The organism is uncultured Pontibacter sp., from assembly GCF_947499215.1.
Classification (GTDB): domain Bacteria; phylum Bacteroidota; class Bacteroidia; order Cytophagales; family Hymenobacteraceae; genus Pontibacter.
Map to the genome: position 1 here is coordinate 1,146,463 of NZ_CANMNI010000002.1, position 20,126 is coordinate 1,166,588.

The following is a 20,126-nucleotide window of genomic DNA, read 5'->3' on the forward strand; positions in this document are numbered from 1 at the left end:
CTTAGGGGCGCCCTGCCTTCACCTTAATCTATCTACCTAACTTCGTTCTTATTTTTTCTGCCACCAAAGTCGAAGCGCAGTTCAGCGGAGTACAAACGGCCGATTACCGGAGAACCCACGAACTCGCGTTGCTCTGCATTGAACAGGTTGGATACGCTGGCACCCAGTGTGATCATCTGCGTGAACTTATAGCCGGCGCTCACATCCACAGAAGTAAAGCCGCCCAGCGGGCCGTAGTTGTAAAGGAGCGGGGCAACACGCTGCTCCCGGTTTTCGCGGGCTGCCACCTGTGACCCTGAAAAGAAGTCATATTCCGGGAGAATGCGCACATTCACCGAGCCGAAGAACTTGTTGCTGAACAGGTCACGGGCCGTGAAGTTGAAATTATAGCGATGCTTCGGCGCGTTGAGGCTACTTTCTGCCGGTGTTACTGTACCATCGCCGTTTGCGTCGTTGTCGAGGTTGTCACGGTCCGTGATATCGGAGTTGAAGTAAGAGTACTTGGCACCAATGCTGAAATTGTTGCTTAGGTAATAGTTTAAGCCAAGATCCGTGCCCCAAGAATTCACGTTGCCATAGTTGAGGTAGGTGAGGTAGTAATTCAGAGCATTCGCAGCTGCTTCGCTTACATCCTCATCACCCTTACGAATCACTTTCTCTTTGCCTAGAATAGGAGTAATGCCTGTTAGTGGCGAAATAAAGTCTTCTGACATCGAGTACCATGTGCTCAAGTCAACATAAAATTTCTCGGTTGGTGTGCCTTTATAACCTAGTTCGAAGGTCTGTACACGCTCCGGCTCCAGTTTTGGAATCTCACGAGTTGCACCTGTCTCGGTGTTCTGTATCGTCAGACCGGCGCCGCTACCCAAAATGGCCAAGGCACCGTTGTTCAGATAAAACTCTTGAAACTGGATAGAAGGGGCAGAATAGGCACGGCCGTACGTTGCTCTGAAAGTACCAGCAAGGGCATTCAGTGTAAGAGCCGCTTTCGGGCTGAACTGCGTGCCGTAGTTGTCATGGCGGTCGACACGGGCACCTACCACAGCGCGAAGGCGATCTCCCAATCCACGTTCAATCTGCGCCACAGCACCATACTGGTTCAGGATAATGTTGCCGTTACGGTCGTCGAGGTAGGTCTGACGGCTGTAGGCCACGTCACGCTGGAAGCTCAAACCCGTGATCACATCAAAGCCGGCGTAACTGTTGTTGTACTGCACCTCTCCGTTCAATCGGTGGCTCTTGTCGATGAAGCCTGGGAAAGCGATGGCAGGTGAGTTAGGGTAAAGTGAGCCTGCCGGAGCACCTGTCTTAGATTTCTCGTGGGCCACATCCTGTGACTGACCCAAGGCACGCAAGGTGTAGTAGTTATTAGTACGGGCGTTTATCTGGTAAGTATCGCCAGCGTCGTTCCATGTGTTGTATACCTGCGCGAAGATGCGTGGCGTCACGATGCGACCGTGCAGATATTGGAATGTCCAGCCGTTGATCTGATTGCGACCATTGTTGGTCACGCCGATGTTAGAGCCCTGTCCGATACCGTAATCCAGAATGATGTCCATGTTTTGAGTCGGGCTGTAGTATACGGCAGCATTGGCACGCTTGAAATTGAAGTTGAAGTCTACGTCATACTCAGGCAATGCGCCTAATGTAGCGTTATACACGGTGTCAATAAACTCAAAGTCCTTACCCTCTGTGTACTCTGCGTTTACTTTGTAGGCAAACTTGCTGTTAATGACACCGGCGTGGCGGGCACGGGCCGTAAGCACGTTTTGGTTACCGGCACCTACCGTTACAGTTGTGCCCGGATAACGACGCGGGTCTTTGGTGATGGTGTTGATGATACCGTTGTGCGCGTTCGGGCCATACAGTGCTGAAGACGGACCCAGAATTACTTCCACGCGCTCAATGTCTTCTTTGATCACGGTGTTGTACAAACCAGCCGGAAGACCTGTGCCGCCAGGCAGCATCGAGTTACGTCCATCAGTGAGCTGGAACATCTTCACGTTAAAAGCATTGTTGAAGCCACGGGCATTGATGCCGATACCGGCCACACCGGAGCGCACCACTTCTACACCCTGTACCTTGTTGAGCAGCTCTCCTACGTTGAAAGAAGGCAGCTCTGCCAAATCACGAGAGGAAATAACGCTGATGGCAGCAGGCGCTTCCGTTAATTTCTCTGGACGGCGGGAGGCGGTAACCACAATCTCTTCGCCCACCATGTTCGTCATGTTCATGGTGACAGTACCGATGTCGGTGGTGCTGCCTGATGTTACAGTAATAGACTGTCTGGGGAAAATATAGCCTACATAGGAAATGCGCAGGTTATACGTGCCAGTTGGTACGTCCATGATACTGAACTCGCCGGCAGCGTTAGTGGAGGCGCCTTTGGTTGTGCCCTCCAGCAGCACCGTGGCGCCATTCAAAGGCTCACCGGAGTCGGCCCCGAACACGCGGCCTTTGACACTGCCGCTTTGGGCGAGTGCCACCTGTGTCACTGCGAGGAGTGCGAACAGGAGTGTGTAAATTTTTTTCATGGCAATGTAGGTTAGATGTTTAAGGTTAGTATGTAGATGCTATTTCAGGAAGTCCCGAATCGCTTTGTTAAATGCTTCGGCTTGCTCATACTGCAAGAAATGGCCGGCTTCGGGTATCATTACTAGCTGGCTGTTGGGAATGCGCTCGCGGCCGGTTTCGCCCACAACTTGGGTGGTGAGGTCCGGGTTGAGGTAGCGGTTTGGTATAAGAGCGTCTTGTGCTCCGAAAATGATCAGCGTAGGTACCTGCACCTGCGGCAGCTGTTCGTACACCGGCTCGTCGACCATGGCAGCCACACTGCCTGCCACAGCGGTACTGTAAGCTCCAAATTCAGCTGATTCGGTCATTTTCAGGCGGTCGTCAATCATGTACTGCACATCGGCAGGCATTTGGTGGAAGTTCACTTTGAAGTTGGCCGCCACTTGTTCCGGAGTGGTTTTCTGCACGCTCTCCGGCGTCACGGTCATTTTAAAGAGCTGTTTCTGCTGCTCTGTGAATGTCTCAATGCCAGCCGGTGCCGCCAATATCAGGTGTTTGATGCGCTGTGGTTCTTTTAGAGCGGCGGTGATGGCAATCTGTCCGCCCATGGAGTGGCCGACTAGGGTGGCTTGCTTTATTTGGAGGGCATCCATCAGGGCCAGCACATTATTTGCATAAGTCGCCATCCCAGCCATCACGCCGGTTTTATCGGACTTGCCGTAGCCGGGCAGGTCGATGGCGATGCAGCGGTAATGCTGACTCAACTCGGCCACGTTCTTGTCCCAAGCGGGCAGGTAGCTGCCGAGTCCGTGGATGAAGAGAAGCGTTTCGGTACCCGTGCCTTGGTCGGTATAGGCGATGCGGTTGCCACTGGGCAATGTCACTTTTTTGACTGTATACTTGTAGTTCAGCCCCTCAAACACAGGGTCGGCGGCTGGTGTAGCGGCAGTTGTTTCAGTGCTGGCAGTTGCTTGCGTGCTGGCTGTTGCAGTATAGGTGTTGTTATCTATACCTGTCGAGGTGGCGGATGGCTGTGCCGACTGGCAAGCTGTGTGCAAGTACAGGAGGCCTAATGAAGCCAGTAACAGCTTAGTTTTTGAGCTCACTTTCATAAGTCGGTTCAGTTAAAAGTGAAGGATCTTCTGTGGTTGGTTCGGCGACAGGCTGTCGGAACACATAGTAAAAGATAAGGCCCACCGCTACGGATGCCAGTATGGCCAGCGCGGCAGCTATACCCGGGTTGCGCACAGGCGCTTGCATGTAAGTGGTCAGTCCGCCATAGTACACCCCAAAGTGCACAATGACTGACGTGATAGAAGCGGCAACCGGTGCGATAAGCGGCACACGCTTTAGGAACATACCAAACAGCACCGGCACAAAAGCCGCCGAGAAGTAAGCGTATACCCCGTTCTGCGCAAAAATCCCCACGCTTAGGTTTGGGTTCTGCAACTGGTCGAACGTCAGCCAAATAGTCACTGCCGCCAGCACCACAATCACGAGCCGGTTCACGACCACACCGCGGGCTGTAACGCTATCGCCCACTAGCGGGGTTAGGATGTCGGAGGTGATGGTGATCGAAAGTGACTGGATTAGCCCCTCCAAGGTAGATAGTCCCGCTGAAATCAGCCCGAGCACTAGCAACAAGCCCACGTATACCGGAAACTCCCGCACCACATAGGCCGACATGATGCCGTCGACGGGCAGGGGCTGTCCGTTTACTGTCAGATCCGGGAAAGAAAGTCTTGCATAGAGACCGGTGAACACGACTAAGAAGAATAGTGCTTCGGCCAGCACACCTGTCAACAGGTATAAGTTCACATCCTTTTCGTTCTTGAGCAAGAGCGACTTGGTGATGATGTGCGGTTGGCAGACAATGGCCACGCCGATAATCATCTGGCAAAAAATAATCTCGAAGTTATCACGGAAAAGGAAGCTCTGGGGATTAGTTGGGGAAACAAGCAAAGGGTCGATGGCCGCTAGTCTGTCCAGAAAGCCGTGCACGCCATCGCTGAAATGCTGGTAGCCGGAGCCCAGTAAGATAAAAGCCACGATCAGCATGAGCACCGCTTGGATCATATTGGTGTACACCATAGAGTTGGCGCCCCCGAACATCATGTAGCCAAACACAAACACCACGATGCCCACACAGACATACAGTTCGTTCAAATTGAGCACACTTGCCAGTACCTTGGTGAGGCCCACGCAAATCAGCACGATAAACGTGATGAGCAAAAGCGACAGAAAAGCGAAGAACATGGCATAGCCGCGGCTTTTATAGACGAGTCCCATCCACTGGGCCATGGTCTGGGCTTTTACGGCGGTACCCATCTTGCGGAAACCTTTGGTCAGCACCACCAGCGACACCAGTGCCGCAACCGGCAGGGCAATGGCCATGGAGATAACGCCGCTGATACCATAGAGCGCCACAAATCCCGGATTGATGATGAACGTGGCAGCACTGGTCATGGAGGCGGCTAATGCTAGGCCGACCGCCACCGGCGAGAAAGCCACATTGCCAAGGGCATAGTCGGAGATGGAGCGTATGCGCAGCGCACCCCGTATCACAAAAAACAGGATAATGCCTGCGTAGGCGAGTACAAGTACCCAACCGGCTGTTACAAGCTCCGATGATGCCAGACTATTCATGCGCGAATGGTATTATTGCTAAGGAAATCTTGAATAATTTAGCTAATAATAAACATTAACCGAAGCCTATACTTGCCAAACGGGAATAATTTGAGGTGAAATCGGGAATGAGGGAGGTGAGGCGGATTTGATTTAGTGATTGAGTGGCTGGCTAAATTGTTAAATGGTCAAATTGTTGATTGTTGTTCATGCACGATTCGGACAGGTCGCGACCTGTCCCTACGATATACCCGTAACTCGTGAAACAGAACTTGCGACTCTTGATTACTCTTAAACTCTCAAACTCCTAAACTTACAAGATTTGCAGTCGCTTCAGCAAGGCGTCGCGGTGGGTGTTGCCAATAGGGATTTGTTTGCCGCCGATCAGGATGTTATTGTCTTCGATGGCTTCGATGGCGGTGAGCTGCACGATGTAGGAGCGGTGTATGCGCATGAACTGGCTGGCGGGCAGGCGCTGTTCGAGGTTTTTCAGGCTTTGGCTGACCAAGTGCAGGTGCGTGCGGGTCTTGATGTTGCAGTAGATGTCCTGCGCTTCGGCCCACACGATGTCTTCAAGCATCACTTTCTCGAGGCGGTTGCGCACTTTTACAAACAGGGCGTCGTGTACCAGAAAATTATCTGCCTCTACCGTATCGGTGGGCTGGGTAGGTACAACTGCGGCTTGCTCGGGTTGCAGCTGGCGGGTACTCGCATTGTGAATGGCCAGCTCAATGCTGCTTTGCAGGGTGCGGGCATCAAAAGGCTTCACCAAGTAAGCATGCGGATTGGTTTGTTTGGCGCGGTCAATGGTTTCCTTATCCGAGAAAGCCGTCATGAAAATAAAAGGCACGCGTGTAGACTTGGCCAGCAAAGCGGCGGTTTCGATACCGTCGAGTTTACCGTCTAGGGTGATGTCGAGTATAATCAGGTCTGGTTGGTGTTGGTGTACCTGCAGTAGCAATTCCTCGCCCGAGCTCACGGCCTGACATACCTGGTAGCCCATCGACTCCAGCGAAAGCGACAGGTTCTGGGCAATTACCACATCGTCTTCTGCAATCAGTAATTTTAGCCGGGCCATAGGTATAAGTGTAATTGGTCAGGGATATCAGCTAAATATAGCAATTTGATTTCATTGGCAAAATGCCGGACTGGGAGAAGTATAGTATAATTGAGATTATTTTGTAAATTGTCGTATGCTTGCGCTTTGCTATACCTGCTGTTTGCGTCGCCTTAGTAGGGTGATTGCTGTGCTGCTATTCCTGATGGCAACGGGGCAAGCCCATGCCCAAGCACCCGATACGGTAGATGTAATAACTTCGGAACAACACATAGCGGAAGCACTGCAGGTATACCACGACCCCAGCGCAACGCTGACCGTTGAAAAAGTACAAGCACAGGCTTTTGCCCCAAACGACACGGATGCTGTGCTGCAGCCGGGCAAGACGGTACATTGGGTGCGGGTAGTGTTGCGAAACTCCACAGACCGAGAACAAACGCGGCTACTTTATGCCGGCGACTGGAGTCACTTGGAACTCTATCAGCTAAACGAAGCGGGCTATACCTTAAAACGCACAGGTCAACTCCTGCCCATCGGGGAGCGCGACGTGCCGAGCTACAAGCCCTACATTCGGCTTGAGTTGCTGCCTAACAGCGCCACCACACTGTACCTGCGTCTGCAAGGCGACATCAACCTATACAAACCGCAAGCACTACAGGTGCGATTGCTTACGACGGAACAGGTGAGCGCCGCCAACAGCGACCGACTGTTCGGGCAGGGCATTTTCATCGGCATTATCCTCGTGATGACGCTCTACAACCTCGTGCTCTTCGCCTCGGTGCGCGACCGAAGTTACCTCTACTATGTATTGGCGCTGCTCGGGACGGGGCTGTACTTTATGTTCTACCATGGCTTTGCCATCGAGCTACTCTGGCCAAACGCCCCACTTTGGAACGCACACAGCTTCCCGTTCATCGTCACATTCAACGGCCTGTTTCGGGTGCTGTTCACGCGGCACTACCTCAACACGCAGCGCACCATGCCGCTTTGGGACAAGATGCTGACACTGCTGGCGCTGCTTTACATTCTGCCCGTGGGGATGGGTCTATTGTCCTACCTCACCCCACTGGATTTGCTGCAGGCTTGTGTGAGTTTGATTGGCATCATCGGTGGTCTGGTGCTGGTGGCGATGGTGCTGACCAGTATACAGTCGCTGCACCAAGGGTATAGACCAGCGCTTTACTTCCTGATTGCCAACGTGTTTTTTGTGGTAGGCGCTTTGCTGTTCATCTTGAAAGAAAACCATTTAGTGCCAGATACCTTGGTGACCATGTATGCGGCGCAGGTGGGCATGGTGGCGCAGGTGGTGCTGTTCTCGCTCGGTCTGGCCTATAGGCTGAATACTGTGACCAGCGAACTCAACGCCAAAGTGCTCGAGAAAGAGCGACTCGAGCGCGAGAAAGAAACGGAGCGCAAGCTCTTGATTGAGCAACAGAAAAACGAACTCGAAGTGATGGTCGCCAACCGTACTGCTGCCCTGCGGCACCGTACGCAGGAGCTAAAGGATACGGTGCGCAAGCTCAAAGCTTCTGAACACAAGCTGCGGCGCCTCAACTATTTCAAGGACCGTTTCTTCTCCATCATCTCGCACGACATCCGCACGCCGTTGGCCACGCTGGAGTCGTTTCTGAACATACTCGTGAACTTCTCGGACAAGATGAAGCCCGACCAAATGCAGAAACTGGCGACACACACGCAGGTATCGGTACGCAACCTGCAGGCCCTGCTCGAAAACCTATTGCAGTGGTCCACCGCCCAAACCGCCTCGGGACACCATGTGCGCTTTGAGCCGGAAGTGTTGCCGCTGGCCGAGTTGGTAAACCGCAACGTGGCCTTGCTTAAAGACACGGCCGACACGAAACAAATTAGCTGGCAGGTGCAGGTGCCGCCTGCCTTGCAGGTACGCGCCGATGCCCACATGCTTGACTTTGTGGTGCGCAACCTGTTGCACAACGCCATCAAGTTCTCATACCCGGGCGGACTGATTCAGATAACTGCCGAAGGGAGTGCCGGGAATATGGCGACCATCGCCGTAACCGACCAAGGTACTGGCGTGAGCCCAGACGTACTGGCGACGCTCTTTAAGCTGGAAACGCCCACCATGGCCACCAAAGGCACCGAAAACGAAAAAGGCACTGGCTTAGGGCTGCTCCTTTGCCGTGATTTCGTGGAGCGGCACGGGGGTAAGATACAGGTCGAGACAGCCGTGGGGCAGGGTAGCAAGTTTTACTTTACTGTGCCGCTAGCCATACCTGAACAGGCTACCGACAAGCAAGTGCAGCTGGAAAGTGAGATTTGCTGATTGCGCCTATACCTGAAGCTACGCTTGCATACTATGGGGTATGATTTGGGGGATGCTGTACACCAAACTTTATACCCATACCAATCGACAGTTTAAGCAACGTGACTTGTGATGGCAATAGCAAATAGCCAAGCAGCTTAGGTATAGACAGCCGGTTTCAGAAGAAGTTTACCACGAAAATTTGTCCCTACACCTGATGTAGGTACGGTTTGACCATACCTCACACGGTGCTTTTTAGAATTTTCCTTTAGATTTGGTCATTATCTTCTCACTCTAAACCCACAGCACCATGCGACATCGCCTGCCCGACGGACTGGAACTACACTACGAACTGCACGGAAACGTTGACGCTTCGCAGGCCATGGTTTTTCTGAACGGACTCTCCCAGTCAACAGCGGCTTGGGCGGGATTGGTGCATGCGCTTGGCAAAAAGTATAGGTTAGTGCTGGTGGACTTGCTGTTTCAGGGGCAATCGGATGAAGCAGCAGAGCACCGCAGCTTCGAAGCCCACGCCGCTGATGTAGCTGATTTGCTCAAGAGTTTGCAACTGCCAGCCGATACCATTCTGGTAGGTATATCCTACGGAGGTGCGGTGGCGCAGCGTTTCTTAGTGAATCACTCGGACTTGGTGCAGCGGGGTGTGCTGCTCTCCACGTTCCCGTACAAAGACGACTATTTCGACGCCATTGGGGCCAGCTGGAAACAGGCTTTGTTGGCTGGAGGCTACCCGCTGATGCTCGACGTGATGCTGCCATTTGTGCTGGGTCGCAGTTATTTCCTCAACCCCATCATCACGATAGAGAACCTCAAAAACAGCAAAACGAGCCAAAGCCCAACCCCGGAGCGACTACTCAAACTAGTACGTGCCACCGAAGAAAGCGGCAATTACCTTGAAGCGCTAAAGAAGGTGCAGGCTCCCGTGCTGGTGGTGCACGGAGAGGAAGATATGCTCTGTACCCCGGAGATGGGTCGTGCTATGTACCAGTCGCTCCCACATGGCGAGTTGGAAATTATACCGAACGTCGGCCATACGCTAAACTTGGAGTGTATACCTGATCTGATCCAGTTGCTCGACACTTTTGCGGCGAAAGCACTGCCGATGGAGCATCGATAAGGTGTGAAAAGCGTGTTAAAGAACCTACAACTTCTCCTCCAGCCATAAAAAGCCACTGCTCAACACGAACAGTAAGAAGAACCAGATAAGGGGAATTTTCTCTTCCGCATAGGCCGTAGAACTTGTCCCTTTCATGCGGCGTTGCTGTGCGGCAAACTGCACGGTTGCTTCGCGTTTGGCTTGAATAGCCTGATGTCGCCATGTAGCGCTGTCCTGTACCAGAAAGTAGAACGGCTCCACCCCTTGTGACTCTACCACATGCCAGCCTGTGTGTTGCGGCCAGAATGTGCCTGTGTAAGTCTCCGGCTGGTGCATGCCCTGCTGCAGGGCTATACCTGTTCGGGTGGTATCGGCAGTGCTTCTGACAGTGGCTTCAGGGATTTGACTTGCTTCAGTTAAGGTATAGTCGGTGAATTGTAGCGTAACAGGTTGGTGTACCTGCGGCACTTGCGGTTTGCTTACTTGCCAGAACTTTTCCTGCACTTCCCGCTTGGCAACCGCCGAAAGCAAGTGCGCCCAGTAGCTGGCGTAGGTGCTTTGTTTGCCCTCCAACTGCCAGCTAAAAGTTTGCGGCACCACCGATAGCGCCACCGTACCCCAGCCTGCCTTACGGCCTGCGGCCAACAGGTTGTTGCTCTGTTCTTCTATCAGCCCCGTTACCGATTCGCTGCTTACCAAGGTATAGGGCGACACAGGTATAGCGGCGGCTGTAGTGCCGTTTGTCCAGGTCGCGCGGGCGCTTCGGGTATCTTGCTGCGAAAGTCGTTTGCTTTGGAAATTGGTGAAGAAAGCCGTCGTGCGGTTGCCCAATTGTTCGCTAGCAATGGTGAGCACGCCCAGCCCGTCTTCGGTTACGGCTCGCTGCAAGGCATTACGTTCTGAAGCGCTAAGCTCCTGCAAAGCCTGTGGCTCTGTAATTACCACGTCAAACTGCTGCAGTAATTTTGGCGTGATGCGGCTTAGGTTAGTCTGCGGCATGTTGAGCCACTCGCTTTGGTACATGCCCTTGCTGACGGTGCTGCGCAACGCCACTTTATGCTGCAGCTGCCCGAGGTGATTTTTCAGGAATTTGAACTCGAACAGCGGGAAAGATGATACTAGTAGCACAGCGGGCTTGGCGGCAGGATTTACCTGCACAGGCACTTGGCCAAGTGTGTCAGCTTTGTCGCCTGACTTAGCGACTAAGGTATAGGTATAGCGGCCTTCCTGCTTCGGGGTATAGCGCAGTTGGAAGGTATGCAAGCCAGTTTCATTTAACGTGATGGAGTCACGTGCCTGCCCAGCGGCCTGTAGGTAAAGTATGGTCTCTTCATCAGTTGTGTGGGTATACTGCCCCGCTACCGTCATGGCCTCACCCAGTGTAATGGTTTCTTGCCATGTGATGGAAGCTATACCTGCAGGCATACCAGACAGGTGCGGAATCACAGTAGTGTTTTTCAGGGCCTGCAATTCCTGTTCTGCCAAGCCATAGCCCAGTACGTGCACCGTTTGTACCTGTGGTTGCTCCTGTCGAAAGGTATACAGATCAGGTATGGCGGCTGCTTTTGGAACTTCGGTTTGGTAGGTATACACGAGCGGCCTAGGCTCCAGTCTGCCCAGCAAGGCATTGAGTGAATCTGCCTTATAGCCCGTGGTTAGCAAAATAGCGGTACTTGGGTCGAGTGCCCGCTGGTAGGTAGGCGGGAAAAGCAACAGCACCAGACTTATACCTGCCACCGCACTGGCTACTAGTCGCCATACCAGTCGCCTGCGGTCAGGCCTTCGCCACGCCAGCCAGCCAAGTAGGAGCACGGCTAGTAGAGCGAGAAAGTATGGAAAGTATGGTGTCATTCCTTTGTTGATTGTTGGATGGTTAAATTGATAAATGGTTAATCGTTTTGTGCACGATTAACCCAGCCCTACCCCTCCGAGGAGGGGAATACACAACACGAGTAAAATCCCATCCTCGGAGGGGCAGGGGTGGGTTAACTTCCATTAGGATGACTTTCTCAATTTAAACTTTTTACCTTTCTAACTCCTGTAAATAGCCTCTCGCCAACCTACTTCTCGTAGTGCCCTGCTTCTGCGGCGATGGCTTGGCTGGCGGCAATAATTCATACCATGCTCGTTCTACCGTTATCAAGCAATTACTGCATAGCGCCCGGTTTGCGTTGATATCGGCAATGAGGGTGCGGAGGTCTTGCATGGCGCGGAGGTAGCGACCGGGTTTGGCCAGTGCTTCCTGTGCCAGTTCTTGTCCGGCCCGCTCAAGAAGCGCCACATCTTGTTGGCTATATCGGCTGCCCTGTTTCTGACGCTCCAGCCACTGCAGGGCTTGCCGGGTATGCGGTAGCTTGGTTTCTGCTTCTATCGTGCGTCGTTCTGTTGGTGCTTTTATTTTGCTCAGGTCACCTGTCAGGCGCTTTTCAGGCTCCTTAAGGGGCGGCGGGTCGAAGCCGGTTTTGGCGGCGTAGGCACGGGTGCTTTGCTGCACCTCCTTGAGCATGCGCAGTGCTTTGTACTCATAAGGTAGCGCCTCTTTCGGGCGATGAGTACGCAACCGCAGTTCGGCTTCCCACATCTGGGCCAATGCGCCTTTTAGCTTGGCTTTCACGGCAGGCTCGAAGAAAGTAGCTGCTTCCTCTTGATCGTGTTTGTGCAGGTAGGGGTCGAGTAAGGCTTCTACGCTGGTCTGGTCTTCGAACTCAGGGTGGTCGTGGCCGTCGCCTGCGAAATGCTCTTCTTCCTCGTGGCCCTCTTCGCCTTCCGGTATGCCGCCGCCCGGGCCTATGCCTGACTCAAACTCCTCCCCCAAAAACTTGCCGTAACGTAATCGCAATAGCTTCTGGTCGACACCTAAGTTGTTGCCGCGCTCTTCAAAAACAGTCCGGCTTAGTGACTTTTGCTCTTTGATGAGTTTCTCGGTGTCGATGATAATTTGGCGCTGACTGCGGAAATACTCGGGCACGGGGTTCACGCCCATGGTCAGGTCGTCCATGCTCTCCACGATGGTCGTGTCCTCAATTTGCACGAAATAGGTTTCGGAACGGGTATAGCCACGGTGGTTGTCCCATGCCTGCACATAAAAATAAAGCTCATCGCCGTAGCTCATGCCCAGTTTTTGCAGGTCGATGGTCTTGTTCACGCTGAAGTTGCGATGCTGTCCGCTAAAGCCCAGACTGATCTTCTCTTCCCTGAACTTCACGGCCTCGCCCGAACCTTTGGCCACTGTGGCAATCATGTTGGCGTCACGCAGGCCGTAGTCATCGGACAGTTCGGCCCGTATGGTCACCCGCTGTGGGTCGCCGAACAGAATCTCGGTATACTGCTCCGGCTTCGTGATTTGGATGGTAGGGGCTTCGTCCGGAATGATTTCCAAGGTGTAGTAGGCCGACTTCTGCCCGTTAACCGCTATGTGATAGAGGGCAGGTTCTGTGAAGGCCTGCGACAAGGTATAGCGGCCGTTTTGAGATTGAAGCGGTATAGGTTTCCCCTCGTTAAGCACCAACTCTAAAGAGCGTGCAGGCCGGTTGGTCGCAATGCGCCAACTCACAGTAGCGCTCTGCTCTACCCGCAGGTTAGGCTGTTCTGCCTGATAGGCTTTGCGGCCGGTGTAGGCTGGCGGCGTAACGGTAATCTCGATTTCCTGAATGGCAACGGCCGTGTCAGCTACTGCTGCGGGCGTGTCAGGAAAGTCGAGCTGCATGGGTGCAGCTGTAGAGGCGTCGGCCACCGAAGCGGATGGCAACGCGGCAATACCTGCCGCTACAAGCACGGCTATACCTAGTGCCATGTAAGTAGGCTTCTTTTGCAGGTGAAAAACAGACTGCTTTTCAGGTATAGCTGTCTGTAATTGATTGGCTACCCGCTGCTGTTGCAGGCGCGCCAACAGATTGAGTTCAGAGGTGGGGCGAAGCAATAGTCCGGCGCTGTCTTCGAGTTGCGGATAGGTGCGGTTAAGGTGGCGGGCTACCTGCTGCAGGTCGGTTTGCTGTACGCTTCGCCAAGCCCAGATCAGGTATAGCACTCCGCCTGCCATAAGCGAAACAGCCGCTGCTACCAGCAAAGGCACTTCCAGTTTCCATTTATACAGGATGGCAACTCCTACCAAAACCACAGCCAGTGCCTGCAAGGTATACAGCCATACCTTCGCCCGGATATAATCCCGGCGGATATGCTGTAAGGTATGGAGGCTGTCCTGTGGTGACATTAGGCAGTTTTTCGTTTTGTGGCGATGATTCGCTCGGCTAAAAATAACAGAAAAGCCAACAGCACTAACCAAGGTATGAGACTGTAGAGTTGTCGTTCTTGCTTACTCTGTTTACTGACAGACTGCACCATGTCTGGCTTCAGTTGCGCTTCATCCAAAGCACGGGCATCGTAGAGGTTGGTGCTTGGTTGTGGCAGAAGCAAGGGCAGTAAAAGTTCAGGCAGTTGCGCACTCTGCCCTAATTGACTCCATGCAGGCCCCAAGCCGCTTCTAAAATGATAGACCTTGCCCAAACCCAACCTTTGCACAGAAAGCAAAGGCTCTCCGGTTGTTGTCTGCCAGATAGGAGCTGCCTCACTAAAAGATATACCTGCCGTTTTCAGCAAGCTATTGTTATTGGCTACACCTGTTGCAAACTGATGAATCCTAATTTTCTCTATACCTGCCGAAGCCAGTTGTGCGGCAACGGCCGTAGGTTCAGAAGCTGATTGCACCCACAGTTTGGCTCCCTTTTCCTGCACCTGCTTTAGCCATGTGTTGGGTACTTCATCGCTGCTAAGCCAAAATAACCAAGTTGCGGCAGTATCAGTTGGTGCATTCTTAGGAATTTGGTGCGTCTCGATAGGTATACCGGTATAGCGGCTAATCGCCTGCACGGCTGCTTGAATATAGCGAACCTCAGCTTGCTGCACCTTGTCATGTGCTATACCTATGCGGAGTGGTTCTTTTTGGATGGCAACAGTCTGCGAAGTGATGTTGCTCCACTGTGCTGCAAGGGAATCTCCCTGTAGGATCAGCCTAACCGAACTGCCATTGATGTTCGCTTCTCGGGTGGAAGCGGCCACCCTTACAGCGTTAAACGTAGTGCCATCACGGTTGCTTTGGACCGTGACGAGCAAAAGGCTGTCAAGACTAAGAGTATAAGCGGTCTGTACCCAATTGGTCGTGCTTTCCAATGCCACCGGTACCCAACGGATGTTCTCTTGCAATGCGGTTGGGGTTCCGGTAAAATGCCGCTGCTGGTCGGAGGTGAAAAGCCAGACGCTGTCTTCTGCTTGGTCATATCGTTGCGCTAAAGCTGGCAGCAAGCCCCAGTAATTGCCGCTGCTCACCACAGAGTCCGTCGGGTTGCTGCTCAGCGTCTGCCATTCTTCAGTAGGTATAGACTCGAAATCTGAGGTATAGCGGTGCAAGGTATAGCCACGCTGCAAGAGGGCGTCTACAGTAGGTTTGATGGTAGAAAGGGCGGTGCTCTGCAACAGTTCAGTACTAATGAACACTGCTTTCTGGACTGGCTGAGCCGTGGAGGCACCTTCCCAGACCGGTTTTGCCAAAGCTACTGCTAACACTATAAGTATACAGCAACGCAGTACCAGCAACCACACATCACTCAACTGAATACTACTCCAACGCCTACTCGACGATGGCTCCAGCCAGCGCAGGCTTCCTACCTTCACAGTTTTTCCCTGCCGCTTGTTCCACAAGTGGATCGCAATCGGAACCAGTATAGCCGACGCTGCAAATAGCCAGTATGGAGAGAGGAAAGTCAAAGAGTTTGGGAGTTAGAAAGTTTAGGAGTTTGAGAGTTAGAAAGTTGGAAAGTCTATAAGGGTTCAGATTGGTTTAGAGAGTTTAGAAAGTAAACCTGTAAGGGCAAGGTCGCGACCTGTCCGAGTTGTATAACAAACAATTAACAATTTAACTATTTAACAATTAAGCCATTCAGCACCTACTCATTCAAAATTACCCCAGCACCAACCGGTTCTTCAAAAAGGCCCGCAATGCCTTATCTAAGGGCTCGTCGGTAACGAAGCGGTCGTAGGTGATCTGGCGGTTGCGCATGGTCTTTTCAGTTTCCTGCAACCAGTCCTGCAGCTTGGTGAGGTAGGTTTTGCGTTGCTCGGCGGTACCTACCTGCATGGTTTGGCTTGTTTCCAGATCTTCGAAGGTAAGCGTGCCTTCAAAACTGAAGTCCAACTCGTTGCGGCTCATCAAATGGCACAGAAGTAACTCGTGCCGTTGCGCGCCCAGTTTGTAGAGGAGGTCCGTGATCTCGTGCTCATGCTCGTAAAGGTCGGTCACAAAAACAGTAAGTTCTTTCTGACGACGGTCCGAGAACATATTGTTGACTGTTGCTGCGTCGGGGAAACGGCCGCTGGGCTTGATTTCCGTCAACTGGTGCCAGAAGCGCTGCAAGTGCATGTTGTCGCTGCGGGGCGTCAGGTTGATGAGCTGTTGCTCATGCAACACGTAAAGGCCCACCGCGTCGCCCTGCGTGGTCGCCAGATAGGCCAACGACGCTACCAGAAAGCGGGCATAGTCCATCTTAGACAAGCCGTTTTCATCCTCATGCCCCATCGAGGCGCTGCCGTCCACAATAAACCTGACGGTAATGTTGGTGTCCACTTCGGCCTCCCGGATGTAGTAGCGGTCGGAGCGGGCGAACATCTTCCAGTCCAGCTGGCGCAGGTCGTCGCCGGGTTGGTAGCTGCGGTACTGGCTGAACTCCAGTCCGGCCCCCCGCCTGATACTCTGGTTCTGGCCGCTCAAAAAGCCCTCCACCACGGTTTTTGCCAACAGCGGTAGGTCTTTGATGGTCGCCAGTACTTTCGGGTCGATGAATTTCTCTTTAGACAAGGGTGCAGCGGAGTTTCAGTTTCTTGATCTGTGATTCTATAAAGCTCTCATTCAACACAACATCCACGCCCCCAATCAACTCCTGCCGGGCCTGCAGCATTACTTTTTTGCCATGCGAGTAAAAGACCATCGCACAGTCATGCAGCACGGTTTTCTCGCCGACGCTGTTGCAGTTCTGGTAGATCTCGATCATCAGGATGGGGTCGGAGAAAATGCGCAGACTGGAGAGTTTGCTGAACTGCAGGGCGCCTTCCTGCCAGAGCGGGGCGCTGCTCACGTTCACCTCGAACTGATAATACGTGGTAGCGTCCTGCGAAGACAGTCGGTAGTCGGCGCTGATGTTAATGTAGGTCCTGAACTTGCCGGGCACGCTATTGATAGTAGATAGTGCCAACGCAAAACCGCTAGCCCAGAACAAAAAGCTGCCGCCCGCTTCTTCTATCTGCAGTCTGTCAGCATAAAAGAAGTATATCCGCTCGCCGAGTACACTTCGCAGTACTTTCAGCTGCTCCTCGCTTATCTTGACTACATCTATTTCTTCGCGCACGCTATACCTTGATTAGTTTTACTCTTCTTACGCCAAGATGGCTTTGGGTAGTTTAATATGCTGCAATAATTCTTCTACCACATGGTCAGGAGAGATACGCTCTGCCTCGGCCGTAAAGTTAACCAGTATGCGATGGCGCAGCACCGGGTAAGCCATGGTCTGCACGTCGGCGGCCGTTACGGCGAAACGCCCCTGCAGCAAGGCCCTTGCCTTGGAGGTGAGAATGAGCGCCTGCCCTGCCCTCGGTCCCGCTCCCCAGCGCACATAGCTTTTGATGTGCTCACTCGAAGTCGTATCAGGTCGCGTGGCCCGCACCAGCTGGTTGACGTAGGTCAGCAAGTCTTCGCTGATGCTCACCTCGCGCACGAGTTGCCGTAGCTGCAGTATCTCCTCCCCCGAAATGGCGGGGTATACCTGTGCCTGCCGGGTGCCGGTGGTACTGGTGAGAATATTGAGTTCCTCGAGCTCGGTTGGGTATTTTATTTTGATGTACAACAGGAAGCGGTCCAGCTGCGCTTCTGGCAGCGGGTAGGTGCCTGCCTGCTCGATCGGGTTTTGTGTGGCGAGCAAGAAGAAGGGCTTCGGTAAGGTATAGGTAGTGCCCGCGTACGTCACTTCATATTCCTGCATGGCCTCCAGCAAAGCCGCCTGCGTTTTGGGTGGCGTGCGGTTTATCTCATCGGCCAGCACGATGTTGGCGAAGATGGGACCTTCATTGAACTTAAAAAAGCGCTTGCCCGTGGCATGGTCCTCCTCCAGTACCTCCGTACCGAGTATGTCGGTTGGCATGAGGTCAGGCGTGAACTGTATCCTGCGGAAGCCCAAATCCATCGCGTTCGCCAAGGTGCGTACCAGCAAGGTCTTCGCCAGCCCGGGCACGCCCTCCAGCAAGCCGTGTCCGCCAGCCAAGAGCGTGATGAGCACCTCATCTAGGACTTCCTCCTGCCCTACGATCACTTTCTGTATCTCCTGCTTGAGCTGCGGCAGCTTGCCAAGAAGTTGGTTTATGTCTTGTTCAGTCACGGGTTTTTAATTATTAATGACGGATGAATAATGAATGAATCAATTCGGAAGTTATTAGCCATTAATTATTGATAATCATTCATTAACTCGTCAGCGCATACATAATGATATTCACGCCAAACTTGGTATTGTCCTCTGCCAGCCAGCGCTTGTTCCTAAAGTCATAATCCCACTCGCAGCCGTAATCTTTGTTGCTATACAATACGCCTATCCTGCCGTTAATCTCGATTGCCTTGAGGTAGTCGTGCACTAGATCGTCGCCCCAGCCGTTGAGCTCAAACGAAGTCGTTGGCGGGCCATCCTCAAAGGTGAAAAAGCTGCTGTAGATTTTGTGGTTGTTCGGTATCTTCTTCAAAGCACTCTGGCCGAAAATCTGCTTCATCTGCTCTTCGAATGACCGTGCGAAAAGCCCGTCGATGTCATGGTTGCAGTCGTCCACAAATACAAAGCCGCCATTGCGCACATAGGTCTCGAAGTTCTGCCGCTCCTTCTGGTTAAACTGCACCAACCGGTGCCCGCTCATGTAGCTGAAGGGGTAGTTGAACAGCTCGGCACTTTCCAGCGAAATCACCTTCTCCTGCTCGTTCACCTTTACCGTGGTATACTCGATAAGCGAATGCAACAGGTTGCTCGGCATACGCGGGTCGGTATCCCAGTTGCCGGAGCGATACTGCAGTCGGACGAAGGTGAATGGTTGCAATTTGGAGATATGAGTTAAAATTGTTTGTAAAATGAATGCCGTACACAAATTTGCATACGGCATTCAAGTTATAAGCTGCTATGACTACACCGCGTCAGACAAGCTGGTGAAGGTGAAGTCGCGGATCTTCATCGGCGGTACCAAACTGCCGTTGATACGCTGCGGACGACCCAATGCCTCCAGATTGTTGAGCATGATAATCGGGCTCTCGTTGAATCGGAAGTTCTTCACCGGGTACTGGATTTTGCCGTTCTCAATGTAGAACGTACCGTCTCGGGTAAGGCCCGTGTAGAGCAATGTTTGCGGATCCACGGAGCGGATGTACCACAGGCGTGTTACTAGAATGCCACGCTTTGTACTCTTGATCATCTCTTCTAGCGTCTGGTTGCCGCCTTCCATCACCATGCCGCCCGGATTCGGTACAGATTTGGCGCCGGTTTTCTCAGCCCAGAAGCGGGAGTTGTACAGGTTCTGGATCACGCCTTTCTCGATCCATGTTGTCTTCTCTCTTGGGCGGCCATCACCGGCAAACGGAGCGGAAGGGATTTCAGGATGCGCCGGATCGGAGTATACCGTAATGCGCTCGTCCACCAGTTTCTCGCCTAGTTTTGTTTTGCCACCCGGCTTGCTTAGGAAGCTGCGGCCTTCTTCGGCGTTGCGCTGGTCCATGTTACCGAACATGTTGCGCAGCAAATCAATGGAAGCGGCTGGCTCCAGAATAACCGTATACTTGCCCGGCTCCAATGCTTTGGCATTGCGGGAGTTCACCGCTTTGCTGGCTGCGATTTGTGAGGCACTGGCAGTGTCCAGTTTGCTTACGTCGCTGAAGTCCTGCGTTACATAGCCCGAGCCAGTGCCGTCTTCGGTACGCATGGTCACCGAGAAGTCCACCACGGTAGACGGGTGGTAAGCAAACAGACCTTTAGAGTTGAGGCGTGCCATAAAGCCGGTCGAGTGCTCCAAGAAGCCAGCTGCGGTCAAACCTTTGTCTGCTGCCGCTTTTATACTCTTAGCCGCAGCGTCTGCTCTGTAAGCCGGATCAATTTTAGCCGTGGAGTCGAAATGCGCTTTGGTGGTGATGTACTTCTGCGGACCGAGCATGGGTACGTACTCCGGGCTTTCCGGCGCAATGCGCGCAATTTCCTCAGCACGGCGCATTACTTTCTCTAGGGACGCGTCATCAAACTCGTTGATAGTAGCCACACCGGAGCGCTTTCCAAACCGCGACTCTACTGACATAGCCACGTTTTCCTCGGTACCGCTGGTAGACACTTCGTTTCGGGCGTAGCGGATGTTTCCGCCTATGTTGCCGCTGAGCGAAACCTCGCACTCGTCGGCTTTTGAGTAAGCTAGAGCCTTTTTCAGCAAAGCCTCCGCTTGTTCTCTTGTGTATATTGCCATTTTACTTAATGCTCATT

14 protein-coding genes are annotated in these 20,126 nt (G+C 52.9%); 2 read left to right on the forward strand and 12 right to left on the reverse strand.

What is annotated here, in order from left to right:
- Nucleotides 1–32 precede the first annotated feature (32 nt).
- From Q1A04_RS13165 to Q1A04_RS13180, 4 genes are all read right to left on the reverse strand, one after another.
- Nucleotides 33–2,534, reverse strand: a complete 2,502-nt coding sequence (locus tag Q1A04_RS13165; RefSeq protein WP_299706575.1) for a TonB-dependent receptor — start codon at nt 2,532–2,534, stop codon at nt 33–35.
- A gap of 39 nt (nt 2,535–2,573) precedes the next feature.
- Nucleotides 2,574–3,626, reverse strand: a complete 1,053-nt coding sequence (locus tag Q1A04_RS13170; protein ID WP_299706578.1) for an alpha/beta hydrolase — start codon at nt 3,624–3,626, stop codon at nt 2,574–2,576.
- Complete coding sequence (locus Q1A04_RS13175; protein ID WP_299706581.1) at nt 3,604–5,160, reverse strand: sodium:solute symporter; 1,557 nt, start codon at nt 5,158–5,160, stop codon at nt 3,604–3,606. The genes Q1A04_RS13170 and Q1A04_RS13175 overlap by 23 nt, the downstream gene beginning before the upstream one ends.
- A 292-nt stretch (nt 5,161–5,452) precedes the next feature.
- A complete protein-coding gene (locus Q1A04_RS13180) occupies nt 5,453–6,217 on the reverse strand; it encodes a response regulator (protein ID WP_299706584.1) in 765 nt (254 codons plus the stop codon).
- A gap of 142 nt (nt 6,218–6,359) precedes the next feature.
- On the opposite strand from Q1A04_RS13180, the gene Q1A04_RS13185 reads away from it, so the two are divergent.
- Both Q1A04_RS13185 and Q1A04_RS13190 read left to right on the forward strand, forming a co-directional pair.
- Nucleotides 6,360–8,498 carry a sensor histidine kinase gene (locus Q1A04_RS13185; protein WP_299706587.1) on the forward strand — a complete coding sequence of 713 codons (2,139 nt, stop codon included), beginning with the start codon at nt 6,360–6,362 and terminating at the stop codon, nt 8,496–8,498.
- Between the two features lie 289 nt (nt 8,499–8,787).
- A complete protein-coding gene (locus Q1A04_RS13190) occupies nt 8,788–9,612 on the forward strand; it encodes an alpha/beta hydrolase (protein WP_299706590.1) in 825 nt (274 codons plus the stop codon).
- A 24-nt stretch (nt 9,613–9,636) separates the two neighbouring features.
- Here Q1A04_RS13190 and Q1A04_RS13195 read toward each other — a convergent pair whose 3' ends face one another.
- The 8 genes from Q1A04_RS13195 to Q1A04_RS13230 all read right to left on the reverse strand — a co-directional run bounded on the left by Q1A04_RS13195 (nt 9,637) and on the right by Q1A04_RS13230 (nt 20,109).
- Nucleotides 9,637–11,442 carry a hypothetical protein gene (locus Q1A04_RS13195; RefSeq protein ID WP_299706593.1) on the reverse strand — a complete coding sequence of 602 codons (1,806 nt, stop codon included), beginning with the start codon at nt 11,440–11,442 and terminating at the stop codon, nt 9,637–9,639.
- Nucleotides 11,443–11,614: 172 nt separating this feature from the next.
- Nucleotides 11,615–13,801 (reverse strand): DUF4175 family protein, encoded by a 2,187-nt coding sequence (locus tag Q1A04_RS13200; RefSeq protein WP_299706596.1) that lies wholly within the window; start codon nt 13,799–13,801, stop codon nt 11,615–11,617.
- Complete coding sequence (locus tag Q1A04_RS13205) at nt 13,801–15,351, reverse strand: BatA domain-containing protein (RefSeq protein ID WP_299706599.1); 1,551 nt, start codon at nt 15,349–15,351, stop codon at nt 13,801–13,803. Before Q1A04_RS13205 ends, Q1A04_RS13200 begins: the two co-directional genes overlap by 1 nt.
- Nucleotides 15,352–15,544: 193 nt before the next feature.
- Entirely contained in the window at nt 15,545–16,438 is an 894-nt protein-coding gene (locus Q1A04_RS13210; protein WP_299706602.1) for a DUF58 domain-containing protein, read from the reverse strand.
- Nucleotides 16,431–16,985, reverse strand: coding sequence for a hypothetical protein (locus Q1A04_RS13215; protein ID WP_299706605.1), 555 nt, complete (start codon nt 16,983–16,985; stop codon nt 16,431–16,433). The genes Q1A04_RS13210 and Q1A04_RS13215 overlap by 8 nt, the downstream gene beginning before the upstream one ends.
- A gap of 27 nt (nt 16,986–17,012) precedes the next feature.
- Entirely contained in the window at nt 17,013–18,008 is a 996-nt protein-coding gene (locus Q1A04_RS13220) for a MoxR family ATPase (RefSeq protein ID WP_299706608.1), read from the reverse strand.
- A gap of 82 nt (nt 18,009–18,090) precedes the next feature.
- On the reverse strand, nt 18,091–18,708 hold the full coding sequence (locus Q1A04_RS13225) for a DUF4159 domain-containing protein (protein ID WP_299706611.1): 618 nt from the start codon (nt 18,706–18,708) through the stop codon (nt 18,091–18,093).
- An 84-nt stretch (nt 18,709–18,792) separates the two neighbouring features.
- The gene (locus tag Q1A04_RS13230; RefSeq protein ID WP_299706614.1) at nt 18,793–20,109 is read right to left on the reverse strand and encodes a TldD/PmbA family protein; all 1,317 of its coding nucleotides are present in this window, start codon (nt 20,107–20,109) and stop codon (nt 18,793–18,795) included.
- Nucleotides 20,110–20,126: the final 17 nt, after the last annotated feature.